We start from the raw sequence: 18,841 nt of genomic DNA, 5'->3' as shown, positions 1-18,841 counted from the left end.
ACAACGGCCAGGGAGATGGCGATGAGCACGCATGCACAGCCCGCCGGGCAGGGTTCGGCGCAGCATCCGGCGGTCGTGGGACCGGTCGGCGAAGAGATCCGCGTGCGCGGACTGGTGCAGGGCGTCGGCTTCCGGCCGACCGTGTGGCGGCTTGCGCATGCCTGCGGCGTGGTCGGCGACGTCTGCAACGACAGCGACGGCGTGCTGATTCACGCATGGGGCGACGCGTGGATGCTGCAACGCTTCATCGACAGCCTGAGCGCCGAGTGTCCGCCGCTTGCGCGGATCGACGCGATCGAGCGGCATCAATTGAACGAGGCGGCCGAGGCGAACGACTTTCGTATCGTGCCGAGCGTGAGCGGCCATGTGCAAACCGGCGTCACACCCGATGCCGTCATCTGCGCCGATTGCGCGGCGGAAATCGCCGATCCGGCGAACCGCCGCTACCGCTACCCGTTTACGAATTGCACGCACTGTGGGCCCCGGCTGTCGATCATACAAGCCATTCCCTACGATCGCGCCAATACCACAATGGCGGCGTTCGTCATGTGCGACGCGTGTCGCGCGGAATACGACGATCCGGCCGACCGGCGCTTTCACGCGCAACCGGTTGCGTGCCCCGCATGTGGCCCGCGTGTCTGGCTGGAGAGCCGTGACGGCGCGCGCGTGAATGGCGACGACCCGTGCCGCGCGGCGAGCCTGCTGCTGCGGCACGGCGCGATCGTCGCGATCAAAGGCTTGGGCGGTTTTCAGCTCGCCTGCCATGCGAGCGATGAAACCGCGGTCGCACGTCTGCGGCGGCTAAAACGGCGCGAGCGCAAACCCTTCGCGCTGATGACGCGCGATCTGCAAGCCATGCGGCGGTATTGCACGCCGAGCGAGGCCGAATGCGCGCTGCTCGCGAGCGCCGGCGGACCCATCGTGATCATGTCCGCCGACGGCGCCGAATGCGTCGCGCCAAGTATTGCGCCGGGCGTCGGCACGCTGGGCTTCATGCTGCCGTCCTCGCCGCTGCATCGGCTGCTGACGGAGTCGATCGATTCCGCGCTCGTCGTGACGAGCGGCAACACCAGCGACGAGCCGCCGTGCATCGACAACGCGGACGCCCGCGCGCGTCTCGGCCGTATCGCCGATGTCTTCCTGATGCACGATCGCGACATTTCGCGCCGGGTCGACGATTCGGTGGCGCGCGTCGTGCGGGGTAGCGCGCAGATCGTTCGGCGCGCGCGCGGCTATGCGCCGGCGCCGCTGCTGTTGCCCGAAGGTTTCGCCGACACCCCCGCGGTGCTGGCGATGGGCGGCGAACTCAAGAACACCTTCTGCCTTGCGCGCGATGCGCAAGCGATCGTCTCGCATCACATCGGCGATCTGGAAGACGCGCTGACGTATGCGGACTACCGCCGCGCGGTGGCGCAGTATCTGCGTTTGTTCGAATACGAACCGCAGGTGATCGCGCTCGACCGGCATCCCGAGTATCTGTCGCGCAAGATCGGCTACGAGCTCGCGCAAGCCTCGCAGATTCCCGTGGTCGAAGTGCAGCATCATCATGCGCATCTTGCCGCGTGCATGGCCGAAAACGGGGTCGCCTTCGATGCGTTGCCGATGCTCGGCGTCGCGCTCGACGGTCTCGGCTACGGCGACGACGGCACACTGTGGGGCGGCGAATTCATGCTGGCCGACTATCGCGGCTACACGCGTCTCGGCCGCTTCAAGCCGGTGGCGATGCCGGGCGGCACGCGCGCCATCGACGAGCCGTGGCGCAATGCCTACGCGCATCTGCGGGCTGCCTTCGACTGGTACGGATTTACGCGGCACTACAGCGGTCTGGAGATGCAGCAGTTCCTGAGCGGCCGTCCGCGCGCCGCGCTCGACGCGATGATCGCGCAGCGCGTGAACAGCCCGCTCGCGAGTTCGACGGGCCGTCTGTTCGACGCGGTGGCGGCCACCCTCGGCGTGTGCCGTGAGCGTGTGCTTTACGAAGGCCAGGCCGCGATCGAACTGGAGGCGCTGGTCGATCAGCACACGCTGCGCAACGATAGCGACGCGCATGCATACCCGTTCGAACTGACCAACACCGTGCCGGGTGGGTTGCGCTGCATCGAACCCCGGCCGATGTGGGAAGCCTTACTCGACGATCTGCTGCGCTGCACGCCTGTGCCGGTGATTGCGGCGCGTTTTCACAAGGGCGTGGCGATTGCGATCGTGCGCATGGTGGAGTGTCTTGCCGACCTGCTGACCGGTCCGGCCGACGCGCGCAGCGTCGCGCTATCGGGCGGCGTGTTCCAGAACCGCATCCTGTTCGAACAGGTGGCAACGCGCCTTGGCGAGGCGGGGTTTCGCGTGCTGACGCATCGCCAGGTGCCGGCCAACGACGGCGGATTGTCGCTCGGGCAGGCGGTCATCGCGGCGGCGCGGCAGCGCGGCGAGGGTTGATGGTTCGCACGGGGCAGAGAGGAGAGCGACATGTGTTTGGGCATCCCGGGGCAAATCGTCGAAGTGACGGATGCGGCGAACGATCTCGCGCTCGTCAATGTCGGCGGTGTACGGCGCGTGATCAACATCGCGTTCGTGATCGATGAAGACCGGCCGGCGAGCGCGTGCGTCGGCGAATGGGTGCTGGTGCATGTCGGCTTTGCGATGAGCCGGCTCGACGAGCAGGAAGCGGCGCGCACGCTTGCGCTGCTGCACGAACTGGGCGTCGCGCAGGGCGAGATGGATGAGTTGCGCGGCGCGCCGTGAGCGCGCCGTCGCCAGCACACGGAGACCGGCCATGCCCGAACATGAATCGCTGCAAGCGTTGTATCCGTTCCTGCATGGCGCGCATCAGGATGCGGAGCGGCTCGACGCGGCCCTGCTCGAATCGGTGCGTCGCAAGGCGCAGGACAGCGTGGATGCGAAGACGCGTTTCTTCGATGAAAGCGCGCCCGAGGTCGTGCGCGCGGCTCACGCCATTGCCGACGTGTATCGCCGTGGCGGCCGGCTCTTCGCGATGGGCAACGGCGGTTCGAGTTGCGACGCGGCGCATATCGCGGTCGAGTTTCTGCATCCGATCACGACGGGACGTCCCGCGCTCACCGCCATCAATCTTGTCGCCGACATGGCCATGTTGACGGCGGTCGGCAACGACGTCGGCTTCAATCATATTTTCGTCCGGCAACTGGTCGCGCAGGCGCGGCGCGGCGACGCGCTGATCGGCGTGTCGACGAGCGGCAATTCGGAGAACCTGCTGGCCGCTTTCGCAAAGGCCAAAGAGATGGAACTGCTGACCATCGGACTCTCCGGTCATGACGGCGGACGCATGGCCACGAGCGCCGCGCTCGATCATTGCCTCGTGGTGAGAAGCGACAGCATTCATCGCGTGCAGGAGACGCATGTCGCGATTTATCACATTCTGTGGGACCTCGTGCATACGCTGCTCGCCGACGACCGCGGCGGTCTCGGCGCTTCGCCCACGGCGGCCGCCGGAGGCACGCCATGAAATACGTCGATGAGTTTCGCGACCCGGAGAAGGCGAAAACGCTCGCGAGGGAAATTCGCGCGCTGGTGTCACGCATCGAGCGCGCGAAGCAGAGGCCGCTGCAAATCATGGAAGTGTGCGGCGGCCACACTCACACGATTTTCCGCTATGGCATCCAGCAATTGCTGCCCGACGCCGTGGAATTCGTTCACGGTCCGGGCTGCCCGGTGTGCGTGCTGCCGATGGGGCGCGTCGACGATTGCGTCGCGCTGGCGGAGCGTCCGGAAGTCATCTTCACGACGTTCGGCGACGCGATGCGCGTGCCCGGTTCGAAGAAAAGCCTGCTCAAGGCGAAGGCCGACGGCGCCGACGTGCGCATGGTTTATTCGCCGCTCGACGCATTGAAGATCGCGCAGCTCAATCCGCAACGCGAGGTGATCTTCTTCGGCCTGGGCTTCGAGACGACCATGCCGAGCACCGCGATGACCGTTTTGCAGGCGCACGCGCGAAAGGTCACGAATTTCTCGCTGTTCTGCAATCACATTACGATCATTCCGACCATCAAGGCGATTCTCGACTCGCCCGATTTGCACCTCGACGGCTTTCTTGGTCCGGGACATGTCAGCATGGTAATCGGCACGCGGCCGTATGACTTCATCGCGCGGCACTATCGCAAGCCGATCACGGTGGCCGGCTTCGAGCCGCTCGACGTGCTGCAATCGATGTGGATGGTGCTCAAGCAGATTGCGGATGGCCGCTGCGAGGTCGAGAACCAGTATGGGCGGATCGTGCCGGAGGATGGCAACGCGCAGGCTTTGTCGGCGGTCACGCGCGTGTTCGAGACGCGTGAGTTTTTCGAGTGGCGTGGACTCGGCTCGATCGATCATTCCGGCGTGCGGATGCGCGAGGCGTTCGCGGGATTCGATGCCGAGCGCAAGTTCGCGGTGCCGAACGTGAAGATCGCCGATCCGAAAGCATGTCAATGCGGCGAGGTGCTCAAGGGCGTGATCAAGCCGCATCAATGCAAGGTGTTCGGCACAGCGTGTACGCCGGAGTCGCCGCTCGGCTCGCTGATGGTGTCGAGCGAAGGGGCGTGCGCGGCGTATTACAACTATGGGCGGATCGATACGTCGCGTATCGATGAACGGCGTGAAGCGCGGCAAGCGGCGGTTCAGGGCGGGGCGTGTCCTGGCGCGGGTAGCAGGGCCGATGTGGTTGGCGTGTCCGCCGTGCGAGGTGGCCCATGAACGATCGCGCTTCTACTTCGATCAAAGCCAGTGCGCCGCACCGCGTGCGCGACGCTACCGTCAATCTGGCGCACGGCAGCGGTGGCCGCGCGATGCGCGATCTGATCGAAGACGTGTTCGTGTCGAGCTTCGACAATCCCACGCTCGCGGCGCTGGAAGATCAGGCCGTCTTCGCGCTGGCCGATCTCGCCGCGCACGGCGACCGGCTCGCTTTTACAACCGATAGCTACGTGGTCGATCCGCTATTCTTTCCGGGCGGCGACATCGGCACACTGGCCGTGTCCGGGACGGTGAACGACCTGGCGGTGTGCGGCGCGACGCCTTTATACCTGTCGTGCGCCGTGGTGATCGAGGAGGGGTTCTCCGTCGATCTTCTGCGCCGCGTCGCGGCGAGCATGCAGCGCGTCGCGCTCGAAGCCGGCGTCGCGATCGTCACGGGCGACACGAAAGTGGTGGAGCGCGGTTGCGCCGACAAGCTGTTCATCAACACCACGGGCATTGGCGTGGTGCGCCACGATGTCTCGATTTCGGCGCGCAACGCGCGTCCGGGCGACGTGGTGATCGTCAACGGCTGTCTCGGCGATCACGGCGCCGCGATTCTGGTGGCGCGTCAGCAGCTTGCACTCGAAGCCGACATAGAAAGCGATTGCTGTCCTCTCAACGGCCTGATCGCGGCGATGCTCGACGCGTGTCCGCAGATCCACTGTCTACGCGATGCGACGCGCGGTGGTGTTGCGACCGTACTCAATGAATTCGCGCAAAGTTCGAACGTGACGATACGGCTCGATGAAGCCGCGCTGCCCTTGCGTGAACAGGTGAAGGGCGCGTGCGAGATTCTCGGCCTGGACCCGCTGTATCTGGCCAATGAAGGCAAGCTGGTGGCCGTGGTGCCCGCGGACGCCGCCGAACGCGTGCTGGCGGCCATGCGCGCGCACCCGGTGGGACGCGAGGCGGCGGTGATCGGGACGGTTGAACGGAACGAGGCGGAGGCGAATGGGCTAGTCGTGATGCGGACCGTGTTCGGCGGGCAACGCATCGTCGATATGCTGGTGGGCGAGCAACTGCCGCGCATCTGTTGAGCGGCCAGCCGGGAGTGCGCCGTGCACGAGTTGAGTATTGCGAACAGCGTCGTCGAGATTTGCGCGGAACAGGCGCACGGCGCCCGCGTGCGGCGCGTGACGCTGGAGATCGGGCAACTGTCGGCGGTGATGCCGGAGGCGATCCGGTTTTGCTTCGACGTGTGCGCGAAGGATACGGCGGTGGAGGGCGCGACACTCGAGATCGTCGTTATACCGGGCGAGGCGCGCTGTCTCACATGCGGCGCGACGCTCGCGGTCGACCTGCCATTTGGGCAATGCGCGTGCGGCAGCGAGAATCTCGAACTGGTTTCCGGTCAGCAGTTGAAGATCCGGCAGATGGAGGTGGTGTGATGTGTACGACATGCGGATGCTCGAATACGCAGAGCGCGGCAGTGACCGATCTGGATGAGGCGGTGGAGGCGGGGTCTCAGTCTGAGTCGACAACCGCAGGTGCGGGCTCGGCCGGACCTGCCTATCGGCGAGTCATCCCGCGTCATCTTGTGGGTGTCAGTGCGCATTCGCATTCACACTCGCACAGCCATCACGATGATCATGTGCACGATCACGGAGATGTCCACCACCATCACGAACATCACCACGAACACAGCACCTCGATCAACCTCGAACGCGACATCCTGGCGAAAAATCAGCTACTGGCCGAACGCAATCGCGGCTGGCTCGCCGGCCGTTCGATCCTGGCGCTGAACCTGATGAGCTCGCCGGGCGCCGGCAAGACGACATTGCTCGAAAGAACGATTCGCGATCTGGGTAACGCGTTCCCGCTGACGGTGATCGAAGGCGACCAGGCCACGCTCAACGACGCCGAGCGGATTCGCGCGACCGGTGCGCGCGTGGTGCAGATCAACACCGGCACCGGGTGCCATCTCGACGCGGAGATGGCGTCGAGAGCATTGACGCAACTCGACCCGCCGCTGCATTCGGTGGTGATGATCGAAAACGTCGGCAATCTGGTGTGTCCCGCGCTTTTCGATCTCGGTGAAGCCGCCAAGGTATTGATTCTTTCGGTGACCGAAGGCGAGGACAAGCCGATCAAGTATCCGCATATGTTCCGGGCGTGTTCCTTGTTGTTGCTGAACAAGATCGACTTGTTGCCGCATTTGCGCTTCGATGTGGAGCGGTGCATCGAGTATGCGAAGCGCGTCAATCCACAAATGCAGATTCTTCAGGTGTCGGCGCAGAGCGGAGAGGGCATGGAAGCGTGGTATGGGTGGCTGCGCAGCCGCGCTGCTACTGCGTCACCGTGATCTCGACGCGCCGGTTTTTCATCCGGCCGTGAGGCGTGTCGTTGGCTGCAATCGGTTCCTCATCGCCTTTTCCTGTTGCAATGACACGATCAGACGGCAGACCCGCTGCGAGCAAAATCTGCATGACCTGTTTCGCGCGCTCTTCGGACAGCGTCTGGTTGGACGCCAGCGAAGACCTTGCGACCGGCAAACTGTCCGCATACCCTGTGACCCGCACCGTTACCGGCATCCGGGCAACTTCTCTTCCCACGATGGCGATCAGCGGCGCAACCCAGGCGTTCACACTTGTCTCGCCCGGCGGAAACATGTCGTCAAAGCGAAGCTTAATGGTTCCCTGCTGGGCATTTTCCATCAGGCTGACCGTGCCGGCAGCAATCTCGTTCTTCAGAAGATCAGCCAGATTCCGCGCCAGTACGTCAGCCGGCTTTGCGAGTCGAGCCGGTCGCGGCTCATCAACTCCGGCGTGGAAACCGGCGTAGCTGACGAAACCGAGCAGCGCGGTAAGCATGAGAGCGAGCGCAACCCGCAGATACGCCTTGCGTCTTGGCACCGCCGCCACAAGCCTGACCTCCGGATCGACGTGGTCGCGCAGCGACGCAGTGACGGCGGAGGCAACGACTGCGGTATGAGCACGACGCGCGGATGCTGATCGATTCGTTGTCGCGGCCGCGTTGTGAAGCTGCCTGCGAACCGCTTCGAGTTCGGCCTGCCCATTCGACGCGAACCGGTACCGTCCCTTGAAGCCGAGGTCCAGCACCTTCTGGATCACCTCAATCAGGTCACGATGTTCGAGCGGATCAAGCATGGCCTGCTCGATGATCGCATAGACCCGGTCGCCGCCCTGGCGATCTCCGCCGAACGCAACGGCGAGGCTATGCGCCGTCCACTCCACACCAGTCGACACGCCTTTGCCCCAGGCAGTTTGCATGGCAGCTTCGTCCAACGCCGAACACAGGCAATAACGCGCGTTCTGAACGTGATCGGGGCGAAGACGGAGTTCGGCGCAGGCTTTGTCGAATACCCTGACTTCATGCGAGAGCCACCTGTAACGCATTTCGACGGCCTGGCTGTCGAGTTCCACGGGCGTGTCGGCCAGTGCGTCGAGCAAAAGGCGCGCTGCTTCGAGAAGCGGATTTGCCGCGGCCTCAGCCGCCTCGACACGCGTGCGAATCGGCGGCGATGCGGGCATGCGTGGTTGCGTGGGCAAAATGGCTGGACCGGATGTCGATGTCATGTGCATTCCCCGGATGTCGCGTGCGAGTTCAACGAGGCGCGCCCGGCGCCGCAGGCGGAGCGCCCGGCGGCAATCTCGCAGGCGGCCCGCTGTCGGTGAGGGTGAACACCGGCATCGAGCTCGGGCATCGGAATGTTTTCAGCACATCGCTCGTCAGGGGATTGGGGACGCTGCTTACACCGGCGATATCGAGCACGGCTTTCCGGCCGTCGAAATCGAATGCGACACGTATGCGTCCGGGTGTCGTGGTCTCGACGACCTGTCCTTTCTGGACCAGCCGCATCAGCGCCCACGGACCGTCCGCTGTGATCGTCGAACTCTCCGGCCGGATGCGCGGCTCGGCCGTCATCTCCGCGTGCACGCCGCCGCGAGGTCCTGGCCAGGTCACCGGGAACGACGCAACCGGCCCATGCTGATAGAGCGTCGTCTGGCCGTCGATGTCGACCATCAGAGAGGTGATCGTCGGATCGAGTTCAGGAATCCGGATATCCGCCTTCCAGGACAACTGCTTCTGATCCGGATCGGCAAAGAAGATGTCGCGAATGGCCTTGGCATGCTGGAAGGGTTCGAGGTCCGGACCCTGGACGGGTTCGGTGGCGCCAGCCAACGTCTTGTAGCGCCAGGGTTTTGCCGAGGTGTCGACGAATGCCGAGAGCGTCTTCGTGAAGAAATCGTCAATGACGCCACCTTGTGCGAAGACGCGCGTGAAGTCATCGATACGGACATCGCGCTTGCTGTCGGCTGCGAACGGATAGTTGCCCTCGATCGTCAGCCGGCAAGTGTCGCCGACCACTGCCTGCATTTGTCGCGACAACAATTGGCCAATGCCCTGATTCACCTCGCGCGAGCCATCCCCCGCCAACGCCAGCAGTACGGCGCGAAACGGAGCCGGCATCGTGTTGGCGGTCATCTTGAGTTTGGACGCCGTGTCGCTTGCCGGCGGCATGCTGCTGTTGGCGATGGCGTTGTCGGCGACAGTCAGCGATGTGTAGTAGTCGTTCAACAAGCTCGCGACACCGTCGAGACCGGTCTTGCCGGCCTGTGCAGTGGCCGCTTGCGGTGCGGCCTGTCCGTCCGCGTTGCCCGTGACGACCTCGCGCAGCGCGGCGAAGTGGCTATCGACCAGCTCGCGTTCGATGATTTCCGAAGCCCGTATCCCGAGCGTCTTGTCCGCCTTCTGGCTTAGCTGGTCAGCCGCCTTTTGCAGGAGAGAGCCGTCCGCTGCCGCGACGGGTTGCGTCAGCGTGGTCTCGCGCGCCGCTGCGCGCGCCAGCCGGGCAAGCGGTGAATCAGGCGCCGCAAAGCTGCGCAGCACCTGCAGATTGAACTGCAGACTGGTACCGTTCACTGTACGGATGTCACCGAGAAACGCGTCCCACTGTTGTGCGTATTCCGTCAGATACTGCCGGCGGATGGCGTCCGTCAGCGGGTCGTCGGCGCCGGTCACGGCGCCTACGAATTCAGATGTTTTTTTTTGAGCCTCGCCGAGATAGGAGCGACCCATCACCCACGCATCGTCGTCGCGCGCGGCCTCCACGAACTCAGGCAGGCGCTTGTCGAATAGATGCCGGTATCCGTCGAAGGTGAACAGTCCAGGCACGCCACGCGACAGCGGCGCGCCGCTCGCCCGCGTGAAGACGAGTCCGGCTTGCGGCCCGACCGAGCGGATCAACGTGAATTCGTCGGGCGCTTCCTTTTGCATCGCCGTCTTGGCCCGTTCGTACAGACGCCCGGTTGCATTGCTGCCGTCGAGAAACGAGCGGGCCTGCCGGACCAGTGAATCGTTGCGGATCAACGGTGACTGGACCACGCGGCTTCCTGAAAAGAGCTGCTGGACGTGGTCGATCATCGAGGCCCGGCCGCCGAAAGCCGTTGCGCTATCCGTGTTCGCCCAGTCGTTGAGCACCCAGGCCTTCACGTCGTCGGCGTTGAATTTCGCCTTGTCGTAGAGCATCAGGTAGACGCGCAGCGCGTCGTAGGCCGCCTTCGAATCCTTGTTGGCCACCGCCTGCGAGATGACGTCCTCCACACGCTTGACGATCTGCGGCAGCAGCAGGTTGTCCTCGAGCACGTCGTAGGTGCGACGGCTCTCAGTGACGACGTCAGGCGCGGTGTAAAGGCCGAAACGAAATGCGCTATCCGGGTCCGACAGGTCGAGCCTCGGGAAGGTCGGCAGGTAGCGTGCCTCGGTGAGCGTATCGGGGATCGCATCGGGTTTCGGCTCCTTGTACAGTTGCGCGACCTTCGCGGCCAGCGCCTGGGTCTTGCGGCTGATGATGGAGAGATAGTCGCTGTTGTTGCCGAAGCTGAGGCGCAGGCCGATGGCCAGCCATGCGAACAGCAGCACAGCGAGGGCATGGCCGATGAGCCGCAGGAGACGGAAACGGAATTCCCAGCGCAGATTGGGTCGCACCAACTGCGCCTCGGCGAACACGACTTTCGTGAGCAGATCGTGCAGGAAGTAGCTCTGGTTGCCGGCCGGTCTCGACGCGCGTGTGCCCAGTACCCGATCGAGCGACGCCGATAGCCGCTGCGCGATAGTCCGCCGCTCGGCGACAAGTGCGCCGCCTGCCTGGATCGCGCTGGTGAAATAGACGCCGCGCAGAGTGGCGTGAAGTTGCGTATCGTCGTAACGCGAGTCGAGGAAGACGCGCTCGACCAGCTCGCCGAGCGGTCGGGACAGAGCGGCGAACTCTTCAGATAGCGCGACAAGCTGCCGGCGTCGGGTGGCATCGAACTCGTCCTGCAAGCGCGTGTTGACGCCGTCGGCCAGACGATTTGCCAGCAAGCCGAGCTCCTCGTTGCAGCGAGTCCGAACTCCTTCCGCCGCAATGGTCTCCTTGCCGTAGGGAAGCGTAAAACCCCAGGACTGGGCGCGTCCCTCCGCTGGCAAGGAAGCAAAGTATTCGTTGAAGCCGGTCAGCCGGTCCATTTTGGTCACGACCAGATAGACCGGAAAACGGATGCCGAGCGCTTGGCGCAACTCCGCGAGACGTCCGCGCAACGCAGCCGCTTCGGCCATGCGCGCGCTGTCGTCGAGACTCGTCAGCACGGCCAGATCCAGCGTCAGTAGTGCGCCGTTGATCGGTGCGCGAGGCCGGTGCTTGCGCAGCATCGCCAGAAAGCCGAACCACTCGGCCGCATCCATTTTCTCGTGCAACGGACCGGAGGCGGGATGGACCGTGGCGGAAGCCGTAGCGGCAGCGGGCTGCACCGGGAGAGCCACGACCGATTTGTCCTTGTCGTGCGCGCTTTCGCTCTTTGACGTGGCATCCGTCTTGTCGGCAGATTTCCTTCCAACCGTAGCGACCGTCGACAACAGCCTGCTGTGTTGCGAGGTGCCGTGACGGGTGTAGTGGCCCGCGGTATCGATCAGCACCGCGTCGTTGGTCAGCCACCAGTCGACGGACTCGGTGCCGGCAAGGGCGCCGACGGTACGCTGCATCTGGCCCGCGACCGGAAACGACAGGCCGGCATTGAGCAAGGCTGCCGTTTTCCCCGAACCCTGCGAGCCGAGCGTGATGTACCACGGCAGTTCGTACAGGTAGCGCTTGCCCTGAAACAGGCGTCCGATGCCGCGTGCTCCGGTGCGCATTGCCTTCAGCCGCGCCAACGCGCCCGATACGATCGCCTGCACTTTCTCCAGTTGCGCCGCAGCCGGCGATGCCTCTTTTGCGCCACCGAAGTCGAGCAGGCTCTTGAGGAATTGCGCGTCGGTGCGCATTCTCTGCCAGAGCCGCAAAGTCCAGTACACGGCGAAAATCGCCAGCACGACTGCAATGGCGATCACGCGTGCCGACCCGGGCACAAACGGCTGTTCATGCCCGAACGCGAGGAGCGGCGACGCATACCAGATGAGCAGGCACAGTAGCGCCACGAACATCATGCTGGTGGACCAGCCGGCTAGCCACAGCAGCACGCCGCCCAGCATCAGTCCGATCACCAGCACACGCATCCCGACGGTTGCGAGCGGCTTCAGCCCACCGAACGCAACAAGAGGACCGACAAACCAGACCACCAGCGCGACAACCAGCAGCGCGACAAAGGCAAGAAACTGGCGCGATACCAGAAACGACAACTTCTTCATGCTTGAATTTCCCGAGTGTCCTGGTTGGTCCGTTATTGCGCGACCGTGATTTCGACGCGGCGATTCTGTGCGCGGCCCTGGACGGTTGCGTTATCGCCTATCGGATCGGCGTCACCCTTTCCTACTGCTTCGAGCCGGGCCGCCGGCACGCCCGCGGTCTGAAGCATCTGCATGATCTGGGTGGCGCGCTCCTCGGACAAGGCTTCGTTCGACGCGAACTGGCGGCTCTTTATCGGCAGGTTATCGGTGTAACCCAGCACCGTTACCTTGCCCGGTACCTTCACGATTTCGCCCGCGATCTTCGTGACCAATGGCGTCATCGACGTCTTCACCGCCGCGGCGCCCGGCGGGAACATCGAATCACCGTGGAACGTCACTGAACTGTGATGCGCGTCTTCGTCGACGCTCACGGTGCCCGCGGCAATCTCGTTCTTCAGCAGTTCCTTGAGATGAAGTGCGGGCGGGGCAGGCGGGGGCGTCATGCGCCCGATGTCGGCGATCTGTTTTTGCACCTCGGCACTCCGGTTCAACAGTTCGTATTTGAAATAGCCGAACAGACCGATCAGGATGACTGATAGAACGGCAAGCGTGATCCATACCGGGAAGTCGAAGAACGACACGCGCTTGCCCGTCACATCCGATTGCCAGTGAGGTGATAGTGCGACGGCCAGGCTCCCGCGCTGCGACATGATCTCGTTGTAGATCCGCTGACGCACGGTTTCGTGTTTGCGTCGGCCATCCGCCTCGTAGCGGTAGCGACCTTCGAAGCCGAGGCTAAGAATCCGGTAAATGAGTTCGAGCAGGTCGAGATGCTCCTGCGACTCGCTCATCAGCCGCCCGACCAACAGATAGACTTTGGTGCCGCCCTGGCGATCCTCGTGGAAAAGCGTGGCAAGACCGTTGGTATTCCATTCGACGCCGGTTTCACCGCCTTTTCCCCATACCGTTTGCATCGCGGCTTCGTCGAGTGCCGTGCACAGGCAATAGCGTGCGCCGAGCATGTGATCGCGCCGGATACTGATCTGATCGCAGAGCTTCTGGAAGATCCGCACTTCTTGCTCCAGCAAGACTCGCAACTGATCTATTCCGTCCTTTTCCAACTGATCGGGCAAGTCCGCCAGCGCCCGCAATAGAGGGCGAGCCGCCTCGAGCAGCGGATTGCGGGCCGCTCTGATGGCGGCAAGGCGCTCCGCAGTCGATTCCCCCTGCGGCACATCTCGATGAAGAGACGCTCCGGACGCTGCCGCGCCCGCGCTCCGGGAAGACTGTCCTCCTGGTGCGGAACGCGGGACGGTGCTCTGAATGCCGTCTTGATCGCCTGGCCACCGGTCACGCTCGCCCGAACGGTTCGCTACGTCTGAATTCACTGGTTTACCTTTTTTCTCTGGAATTTCGTCGCGCCTTCTGATCTCAGGCACGAGCACCTCCCGCTGCCCGATATCGGCTGATGTGTGCTAGCCGCGCACGCCCCACAGTTCGAGCTTCAGCGACGGGAAATCACCGGCGACATGCAGGGCGAGGCCGCCGTGCCGCGCGACTTCTTCCCACAATGGGCCGCTACGCGAGAGTTCGTAGTACACGAAGCCCGCGTTGAACGGGATCTGTCGCGGCGGCACCGGCAACGCCTGCAGCGCGATGCCCGGCAGATGTCCTCGCACCAGGTCCGGCAACCGTTCAGAGGGACCGGCTTTCGCCTGGGCGGCGAACTGTTGCTGGAGCAGATCCGGCGGCATCGCGGCGTGCACTGCGAGCACGACTGCCGTGAAGCCGCGCATGTCGACTGGATCGACCACCGCGTTGCGCATCCCATGTCCCTGTTCTTTCAGCGCGATGCTTTGTGCGCTGCGCACCAGCACCGCGTTGAGTAACAGGTGCGTGTCATCCACCACGGGCTTCAGGCAAAGATGTGGTGTGGTGTGCTGGTAGGCCGGATGGGAGTCGAGCGGGCGGCGGCTTTCGGGACGCACGTAGGTCGACAGTTCTCCTGCCATGCTCAGCAGCAGCGCGTACAGATCGGCCGGCGACGTGGTCGGTACCCGGCGCAGATGCTGGAGCAGAGGCTCGTAACGGTTGAGCGTCTGCAACAGCAGATAGTCGGACACTTCGGCGGTCGTGCCGGCCTTGCCGTCGCCGCCGGTCAGCCGTGTAGCGAGGGCGGTTGCGCGCAGGCGCGTGAGTTCGTGAATCTTCGCGAGCCAGCTCGTGAGCAGGTCGCTCGCCCCGAAGCCGGCCACCGGCGGAATCAATGTGTCGTCCAGAACGATGCTGCTATCCGCGTGAATCGTCTTGACGCGTGTCAGCGCAAGTCCGATCCATGCATCGGTCAATTCCTTTTCCGGCACGAGTCGCAGGCGCAGATTCGACAATTGCACGGTCTTCGGCCCTTGTCCGATCGAATTGGTGTCGCGCAGGTCGGTATCGAATACGACGTTGCGGGCGAGCGAGTCAGCGGCGTTGTCGAAAGTCGTCTCTTCGCCGTTCGGCACACGGACAGGCACGGCGAGATAGATCAACTGATCCAGGTGTTCCGCGCGGATGGTGAGCGGCGCAGGCGGGGGAGTGCTGCCGGGCGTATCGAATGGCGTGCCGTCGGCGAACACGCCGCTGGCCGATTTCACGATCACCTTGCCTAGCGCCAGCGCTTCGGTATCGAGGCTGTAATGACTGAAGCCGAAGAAGAACGGCGAGAGCGTTGCTGCGCGCTTGTGCGCATAGTGTTCGAGATACCGTTCCTGTTGCTGAAAAAGCTGCGGGCGCAGAAAGAGCCCCTCGCTCCAGACGACCTTGTTGTGCCAGCTCATGCGTTCATTCCACTATTTGGTCTCGGTAATCTTGATTGCGTTGGGTTCAAGATTGATGGTCAGTTTGAGTTTGGGCGAGGCGCGGTACCACGCCGCATCCGGCGCCGCCGGCAGCGGATAGACCGCGCGCCATACCGAGTTGGGTAGATCCCGGTAGGCCGCCAGGATTCCGACGCTGGTGGTTGCGGGATCGGCCCTGGTCTTGATGGATTTGCTCTCGCCAGGCCGCAGCTGGAATTGCTGGCGGGTGACGAGATCGTCCGCGAGAGCGGTCTTGTCTTTGTCCTGTAATGAAAAAAAGTCGGCGGAATTGAACACGCCGTCGGTTTTCAATTCATAGATCCGTACGACAATCGGCGCCGCGCGCTTCTGATCGTCGGGATTGACGCCGGCGGATGCCACGACCGACAGTTCGAGCTTGACGGGTTCCTTCGCCATTTTGGGATCGCTGCTGACGCACGCGGTCAGCGCGCATGCAAAAGCGAGAGCAATAACGTTGATGAAGAGGCGCATTAGGCAACGCAAAATGAGGCGCGATAGAAACGCCGCGGGAAGCAAACCGGAAAGGCCCAGGCGGGCCAGGACCTGCCCGGGCGACTGTTGGCAGGACGGCTTAAGCCTCCTTATTGCCCTTGATGTCGAAGGCGGCCGTCACGGCGCCGCCGCTACCGCCTTGCGCGTTCTGTACGACGTATTCCTGCTTGACCTTGGCAAACGAAAGCCGAACGTGTTCGTGAATGCCTTCGTCGGAGTTGCTGCCGGACGGATGAACCTGAGTCACGATCACGTCACTCATCGTGATCTTCAGATATTCGAGCGGGTTGCCACCGGCTTTGCGGACAACCAGCACAGCCTGGTCGACGTGCTTGCCGGTCAGGCAGTACTTCATCAGGTTCGGGCTCGCCCGGTCCACGAGGTGTTCGAACTCGAGGTCCTCGACGGTGGCCTTGCCGGCGCCGCCACCCGAACCAGCGTGCATGTTCGCTTGCTGCGATACGCGCCAGCCCCAGCTCCTCACCTCGATCTCGTTCTTGTGCGACGAGTCCGGCGACTCGCCATCAATGCCGTTAATCTTGAGAAAAATGTCTTGTGCCATCTAAAGCTCCTTGGTGTTAAACATCTACAACCTGGTTTCACAACAACTACCTGACCAAATCAGCAATCTCTGCCTGTAGTGCGTCACGGAGGCTGCGCCGATCATCACTGCCCCTGATATCGTCGATAAGCCATTTGCCACGAACCCACACCAAATCGAGCTCCACCCTGTTCGGTTTCCTGAAGTTCGTAAATGAAACGACGGCCTTTGCTTTTTGGCGCTTCGCCACCGTGACTTCAATGCCGGTCGTCTTCATGTCGAAGTCCTGACAACGGCAAATCGGATCCATGTCCAGATAGCCGGCCTCGCCCTTCAATGCCCGCTGATCTTTCCTGATCAAGTGCAGGAGCGATGGCGAGGCAATGGCGTGAGAGCCCGCCGCCTCAATGCCGGGAGGATCGCCGTTGAACGTGTAGGCGCTGTAGACGGTTTGCAGAAACCGCTGCGCTGACGCGGCGCTTTGTGCAAGTGCCGGCTGCATGCTCAGAACAGCCCATGCGATCACCGCCAATACGCAGGCTCGCAATCGCATCACTGTTCTCCCTGCCACCGGTACACTTTGTACGCGGGCTTGTTCTGGCGATAGCCGGGCCCGCTCCACATGTCGTTCTGGCGGAAATCGGAAACCCACCGCTGACCGTTGTACATGGTGATATGGCCGGCGATATTGCCGCCTGGGTAAGACTGAATGACGGCAACATCCCCCTTGCGCGGCGTAATGAGGTCACTTGCCGACACCTCGACAAAACCGTGCGCGCGCAGAACGGGGCCGTAGTTCTTCGCCAACTCGACCGCCGGTCCTTGAGAAATGACGATTCCGCCGGCCGCAATCGCTTGCCTGACGTAGGACGCGCATCGGCTAAGGGAGTCCGCATGTGCGTGAGCATTGAGATGCGCTACGGCTGCATCGACATCGTAATTTTCATCGGCCATATCAACGCCTTGAATCGGATCGAAAACGGTAAAGAATCACGAACGGCGAGCTGGTCCGTGCCTGGACGCACGGCTGGTTTCGGACAGCAGACATGCCGTGCATTCAGGGGGACCTACTCGCGAACGTATCGATTAAGCCGCTTCCTTGATGGACGGCAGTTTCGCGACGAGACGCAAGGACACCGTCAGGCCTTCGAGCTGGAAGTGCGGGCGGAGGAAGAACTTCGCCTGGTAGTAGCCGGGATTGCCTTCCACCTCTTCCACGACGACTTCAGCCGCGGCAAGCGGACGTCGCGCCTTGGTTTCCTGAGACGAGTTGGCGGGATCCGCGTCGACGTAGTGCATGACCCACTCGTTCAGCCAGCGCTGCATTTCCTCGCGCTCCTTGAACGCGCCGATCTTGTCGCGCACGATGCACTTGAGGTAATGCGCGAAGCGCGAGCAGGCGAACAGATACGGCAGGCGCGCGGACAGATTCGCATTCGCGGTGGCGTCAGCGTCGTGGTATTCGGCCGGCTTCTGCAATGACTGCGCGCCGATGAAAGTGGCGTGATCGGTATTCTTGCGGTGGATCAGCGGGATGAAACCGTTTTTCGACAACTCGGCTTCGCGCCGGTCCGAGATGGCGATCTCGGTTGGGCACTTCATGTCGACGCCGCCGTCATCGGTGGGGAATGAATGACACGGCAGATTGTCGACCGTACCGCCGGATTCGACGCCGCGGATCAGCGAGCACCAGCCATACAGCTTGAACGAACGATTGATGTTCACACCCATCGCATAGGCCGCATTGGCCCACGCGTAACGGCGGTGGTCGGAGCCGTTGGTGTCTTCTTCGAAGTCGAATTCGTCAACGGGATTGGTCTTCGCGCCATAGGGCAGGCGGGCGAGGAAACGGGGCATCGCGAGACCGACATAGCGCGCGTCTTCGCTATTGCGCAGCGAGTTCCACGGCGCGTACTCGAGATTCTGAGTGAAGATCTTGGTCAGGTCGCGAGGATTGGCGAGTTCTTGCCACGATTCCATCTGCAGCACCGAGGGCGACGCGCCGGAGATGAACGGCGTGTGCGCCGCCGCGGCGACTTTTGCGATCGAGCCGAGCAGATCGACGTCAGGCGGCGTATGGTCGAAATAGTAGTCGGCCACTAGGCAGCCGTAAGGCTCGCCACCAAGCTGGCCGTACTCCTCTTCATAGATCTGCTTGAAGAGCGGGCTCTGATCCCAGGCGATGCCTTTATAGCGTTTCATCGTGCGGCGCAATTCGTCTTTCGACACGTCCATGAAACGGATCTTCAGACGCTCGTCGGTTTCCGTGTTCGAAACCAGATGGTGTACGCCGCGCCAGGCGGACTCCAGTTTCTGGAAGTCGTCATGATGCAGAATCAGGTTGATCTGCTCGGAAAGCTTGTGATCGATTTGAGCGATGATCGCCTCGATGCTCTTGTAGGCGTCGTCGCTGATCGTGGCCGATTGCAGCAGCGCCTGTTCGGCGAGCGTCTGCACGGCGTGCTCGACGGCCTCGCGGGCCTGTTCGGTTTTCGGCCTGAATTCCTGGTTGAGCAGTTGGGTAAAGTCGGACTGCGTGTGTACTTCCGCGGTGGCCGCGTGCATTGGTTGTTTTGCCATGTTTTGTCCTCTGAAT

General features: G+C 62.9%; 16 protein-coding genes. 7 read left to right on the top strand and 9 right to left on the bottom strand.

Features of this window, described 5'->3' with window-relative positions:
• Positions 1-21: 21 nt before the first annotated feature.
• The 7 genes from hypF to hypB all read left to right on the top strand — a co-directional run bounded on the left by hypF (position 22) and on the right by hypB (position 7,048).
• Positions 22-2,433 carry a carbamoyltransferase HypF gene (gene hypF, locus P0D73_RS06745; protein ID WP_408430476.1) on the top strand — a complete coding sequence of 804 codons (2,412 nt, stop codon included), beginning with the start codon at positions 22-24 and terminating at the stop codon, positions 2,431-2,433.
• 30 nt (positions 2,434-2,463) lie between these two features.
• The gene (locus P0D73_RS06740) at positions 2,464-2,739 is read left to right on the top strand and encodes a HypC/HybG/HupF family hydrogenase formation chaperone (RefSeq protein WP_132374323.1); all 276 of its coding nucleotides are present in this window, start codon (positions 2,464-2,466) and stop codon (positions 2,737-2,739) included.
• 31 nt (positions 2,740-2,770) lie between these two features.
• Positions 2,771-3,478, top strand: a complete 708-nt coding sequence (locus tag P0D73_RS06735) for a D-sedoheptulose-7-phosphate isomerase (RefSeq protein ID WP_408430474.1) — start codon at positions 2,771-2,773, stop codon at positions 3,476-3,478.
• Positions 3,475-4,704: a hydrogenase formation protein HypD gene (gene hypD / locus P0D73_RS06730; RefSeq protein WP_408282041.1), complete on the top strand. Its 1,230-nt coding sequence runs from the start codon at positions 3,475-3,477 to the stop codon at positions 4,702-4,704. The genes P0D73_RS06735 and hypD overlap by 4 nt, the downstream gene beginning before the upstream one ends.
• The gene (hypE, locus tag P0D73_RS06725; RefSeq protein WP_408430472.1) at positions 4,701-5,783 is read left to right on the top strand and encodes a hydrogenase expression/formation protein HypE; all 1,083 of its coding nucleotides are present in this window, start codon (positions 4,701-4,703) and stop codon (positions 5,781-5,783) included. Before hypD ends, hypE begins: the two co-directional genes overlap by 4 nt.
• Positions 5,784-5,804: 21 nt before the next feature.
• On the top strand, positions 5,805-6,134 hold the full coding sequence (gene hypA / locus P0D73_RS06720; RefSeq protein WP_408176555.1) for a hydrogenase maturation nickel metallochaperone HypA: 330 nt from the start codon (positions 5,805-5,807) through the stop codon (positions 6,132-6,134).
• Positions 6,135-6,337: 203 nt separating this feature from the next.
• Positions 6,338-7,048, top strand: a complete 711-nt coding sequence (hypB, locus tag P0D73_RS06715; protein ID WP_408282044.1) for a hydrogenase nickel incorporation protein HypB — start codon at positions 6,338-6,340, stop codon at positions 7,046-7,048.
• On the opposite strand, the gene icmH is transcribed toward hypB, so the two are convergent.
• From icmH to tssC, 9 genes are all read right to left on the bottom strand, one after another.
• A complete protein-coding gene (gene icmH / locus P0D73_RS06710) occupies positions 7,032-8,237 on the bottom strand; it encodes a type IVB secretion system protein IcmH/DotU (RefSeq protein WP_408430824.1) in 1,206 nt (401 codons plus the stop codon). The two genes, hypB and icmH, sit on opposite strands and share 17 nt — an antisense overlap.
• 73 nt (positions 8,238-8,310) lie before the next feature.
• On the bottom strand, positions 8,311-12,369 hold the full coding sequence (gene tssM, locus P0D73_RS06705; protein WP_408430469.1) for a type VI secretion system membrane subunit TssM: 4,059 nt from the start codon (positions 12,367-12,369) through the stop codon (positions 8,311-8,313).
• A 32-nt stretch (positions 12,370-12,401) separates the two neighbouring features.
• The gene (gene tssL / locus P0D73_RS06700) at positions 12,402-13,736 is read right to left on the bottom strand and encodes a type VI secretion system protein TssL, long form (protein ID WP_408430466.1); all 1,335 of its coding nucleotides are present in this window, start codon (positions 13,734-13,736) and stop codon (positions 12,402-12,404) included.
• Between the two features lie 87 nt (positions 13,737-13,823).
• Complete coding sequence (gene tssK, locus P0D73_RS06695) at positions 13,824-15,170, bottom strand: type VI secretion system baseplate subunit TssK (RefSeq protein WP_408176562.1); 1,347 nt, start codon at positions 15,168-15,170, stop codon at positions 13,824-13,826.
• Between the two features lie 12 nt (positions 15,171-15,182).
• On the bottom strand, positions 15,183-15,683 hold the full coding sequence (gene tssJ / locus P0D73_RS06690; protein ID WP_132374333.1) for a type VI secretion system lipoprotein TssJ: 501 nt from the start codon (positions 15,681-15,683) through the stop codon (positions 15,183-15,185).
• A gap of 100 nt (positions 15,684-15,783) precedes the next feature.
• Positions 15,784-16,266 carry an Hcp family type VI secretion system effector gene (locus P0D73_RS06685; RefSeq protein ID WP_132374334.1) on the bottom strand — a complete coding sequence of 161 codons (483 nt, stop codon included), beginning with the start codon at positions 16,264-16,266 and terminating at the stop codon, positions 15,784-15,786.
• Between the two features lie 46 nt (positions 16,267-16,312).
• Entirely contained in the window at positions 16,313-16,798 is a 486-nt protein-coding gene (locus P0D73_RS06680) for a DUF3828 domain-containing protein (protein ID WP_408430464.1), read from the bottom strand.
• Positions 16,798-17,199, bottom strand: coding sequence for a hypothetical protein (locus P0D73_RS06675; RefSeq protein WP_408176564.1), 402 nt, complete (start codon positions 17,197-17,199; stop codon positions 16,798-16,800). The genes P0D73_RS06680 and P0D73_RS06675 overlap by 1 nt, the downstream gene beginning before the upstream one ends.
• A 132-nt stretch (positions 17,200-17,331) precedes the next feature.
• A complete protein-coding gene (gene tssC, locus P0D73_RS06670; RefSeq protein ID WP_132374336.1) occupies positions 17,332-18,825 on the bottom strand; it encodes a type VI secretion system contractile sheath large subunit in 1,494 nt (497 codons plus the stop codon).
• Positions 18,826-18,841 lie beyond the last annotated feature (16 nt).

Origin of the sequence: Paraburkholderia sp. RL18-101-BIB-B, assembly GCF_046026985.1 — a bacterium.
In the GTDB taxonomy this organism is placed as follows: domain Bacteria; phylum Pseudomonadota; class Gammaproteobacteria; order Burkholderiales; family Burkholderiaceae; genus Paraburkholderia.
The sequence above is the reverse complement of the archived record's forward strand: the minus strand, read 5'-3'. Positions and strand labels throughout refer to the sequence as shown.

Bases quoted from the DNA above. Each gene is read 5' to 3' on its own strand.
- hypF (WP_408430476.1), top strand. From the start codon at position 22: ATGAGCACGCATGCACAGCCCGCCGGGCAGGGTTCGGCGCAGCATCCG.
- P0D73_RS06740 (WP_132374323.1), top strand. From the start codon at position 2,464: ATGTGTTTGGGCATCCCGGGGCAAATCGTCGAAGTGACGGATGCGGCG.
- P0D73_RS06735 (WP_408430474.1), top strand. From the start codon at position 2,771: ATGCCCGAACATGAATCGCTGCAAGCGTTGTATCCGTTCCTGCATGGC.
- hypD (WP_408282041.1), top strand. From the start codon at position 3,475: ATGAAATACGTCGATGAGTTTCGCGACCCGGAGAAGGCGAAAACGCTC.
- hypE (WP_408430472.1), top strand. From the start codon at position 4,701: ATGAACGATCGCGCTTCTACTTCGATCAAAGCCAGTGCGCCGCACCGC.
- icmH (WP_408430824.1), bottom strand. From the start codon at position 8,237: ATGCCCGCATCGCCGCCGATTCGCACGCGTGTCGAGGCGGCTGAGGCC.
- tssM (WP_408430469.1), bottom strand. From the start codon at position 12,369: ATGAAGAAGTTGTCGTTTCTGGTATCGCGCCAGTTTCTTGCCTTTGTC.
- tssK (WP_408176562.1), bottom strand. From the start codon at position 15,170: ATGAGCTGGCACAACAAGGTCGTCTGGAGCGAGGGGCTCTTTCTGCGC.
- tssJ (WP_132374333.1), bottom strand. From the start codon at position 15,683: ATGCGCCTCTTCATCAACGTTATTGCTCTCGCTTTTGCATGCGCGCTG.
- P0D73_RS06685 (WP_132374334.1), bottom strand. From the start codon at position 16,266: ATGGCACAAGACATTTTTCTCAAGATTAACGGCATTGATGGCGAGTCG.
- P0D73_RS06680 (WP_408430464.1), bottom strand. From the start codon at position 16,798: ATGCGATTGCGAGCCTGCGTATTGGCGGTGATCGCATGGGCTGTTCTG.
- P0D73_RS06675 (WP_408176564.1), bottom strand. From the start codon at position 17,199: ATGGCCGATGAAAATTACGATGTCGATGCAGCCGTAGCGCATCTCAAT.
- tssC (WP_132374336.1), bottom strand. From the start codon at position 18,825: ATGGCAAAACAACCAATGCACGCGGCCACCGCGGAAGTACACACGCAG.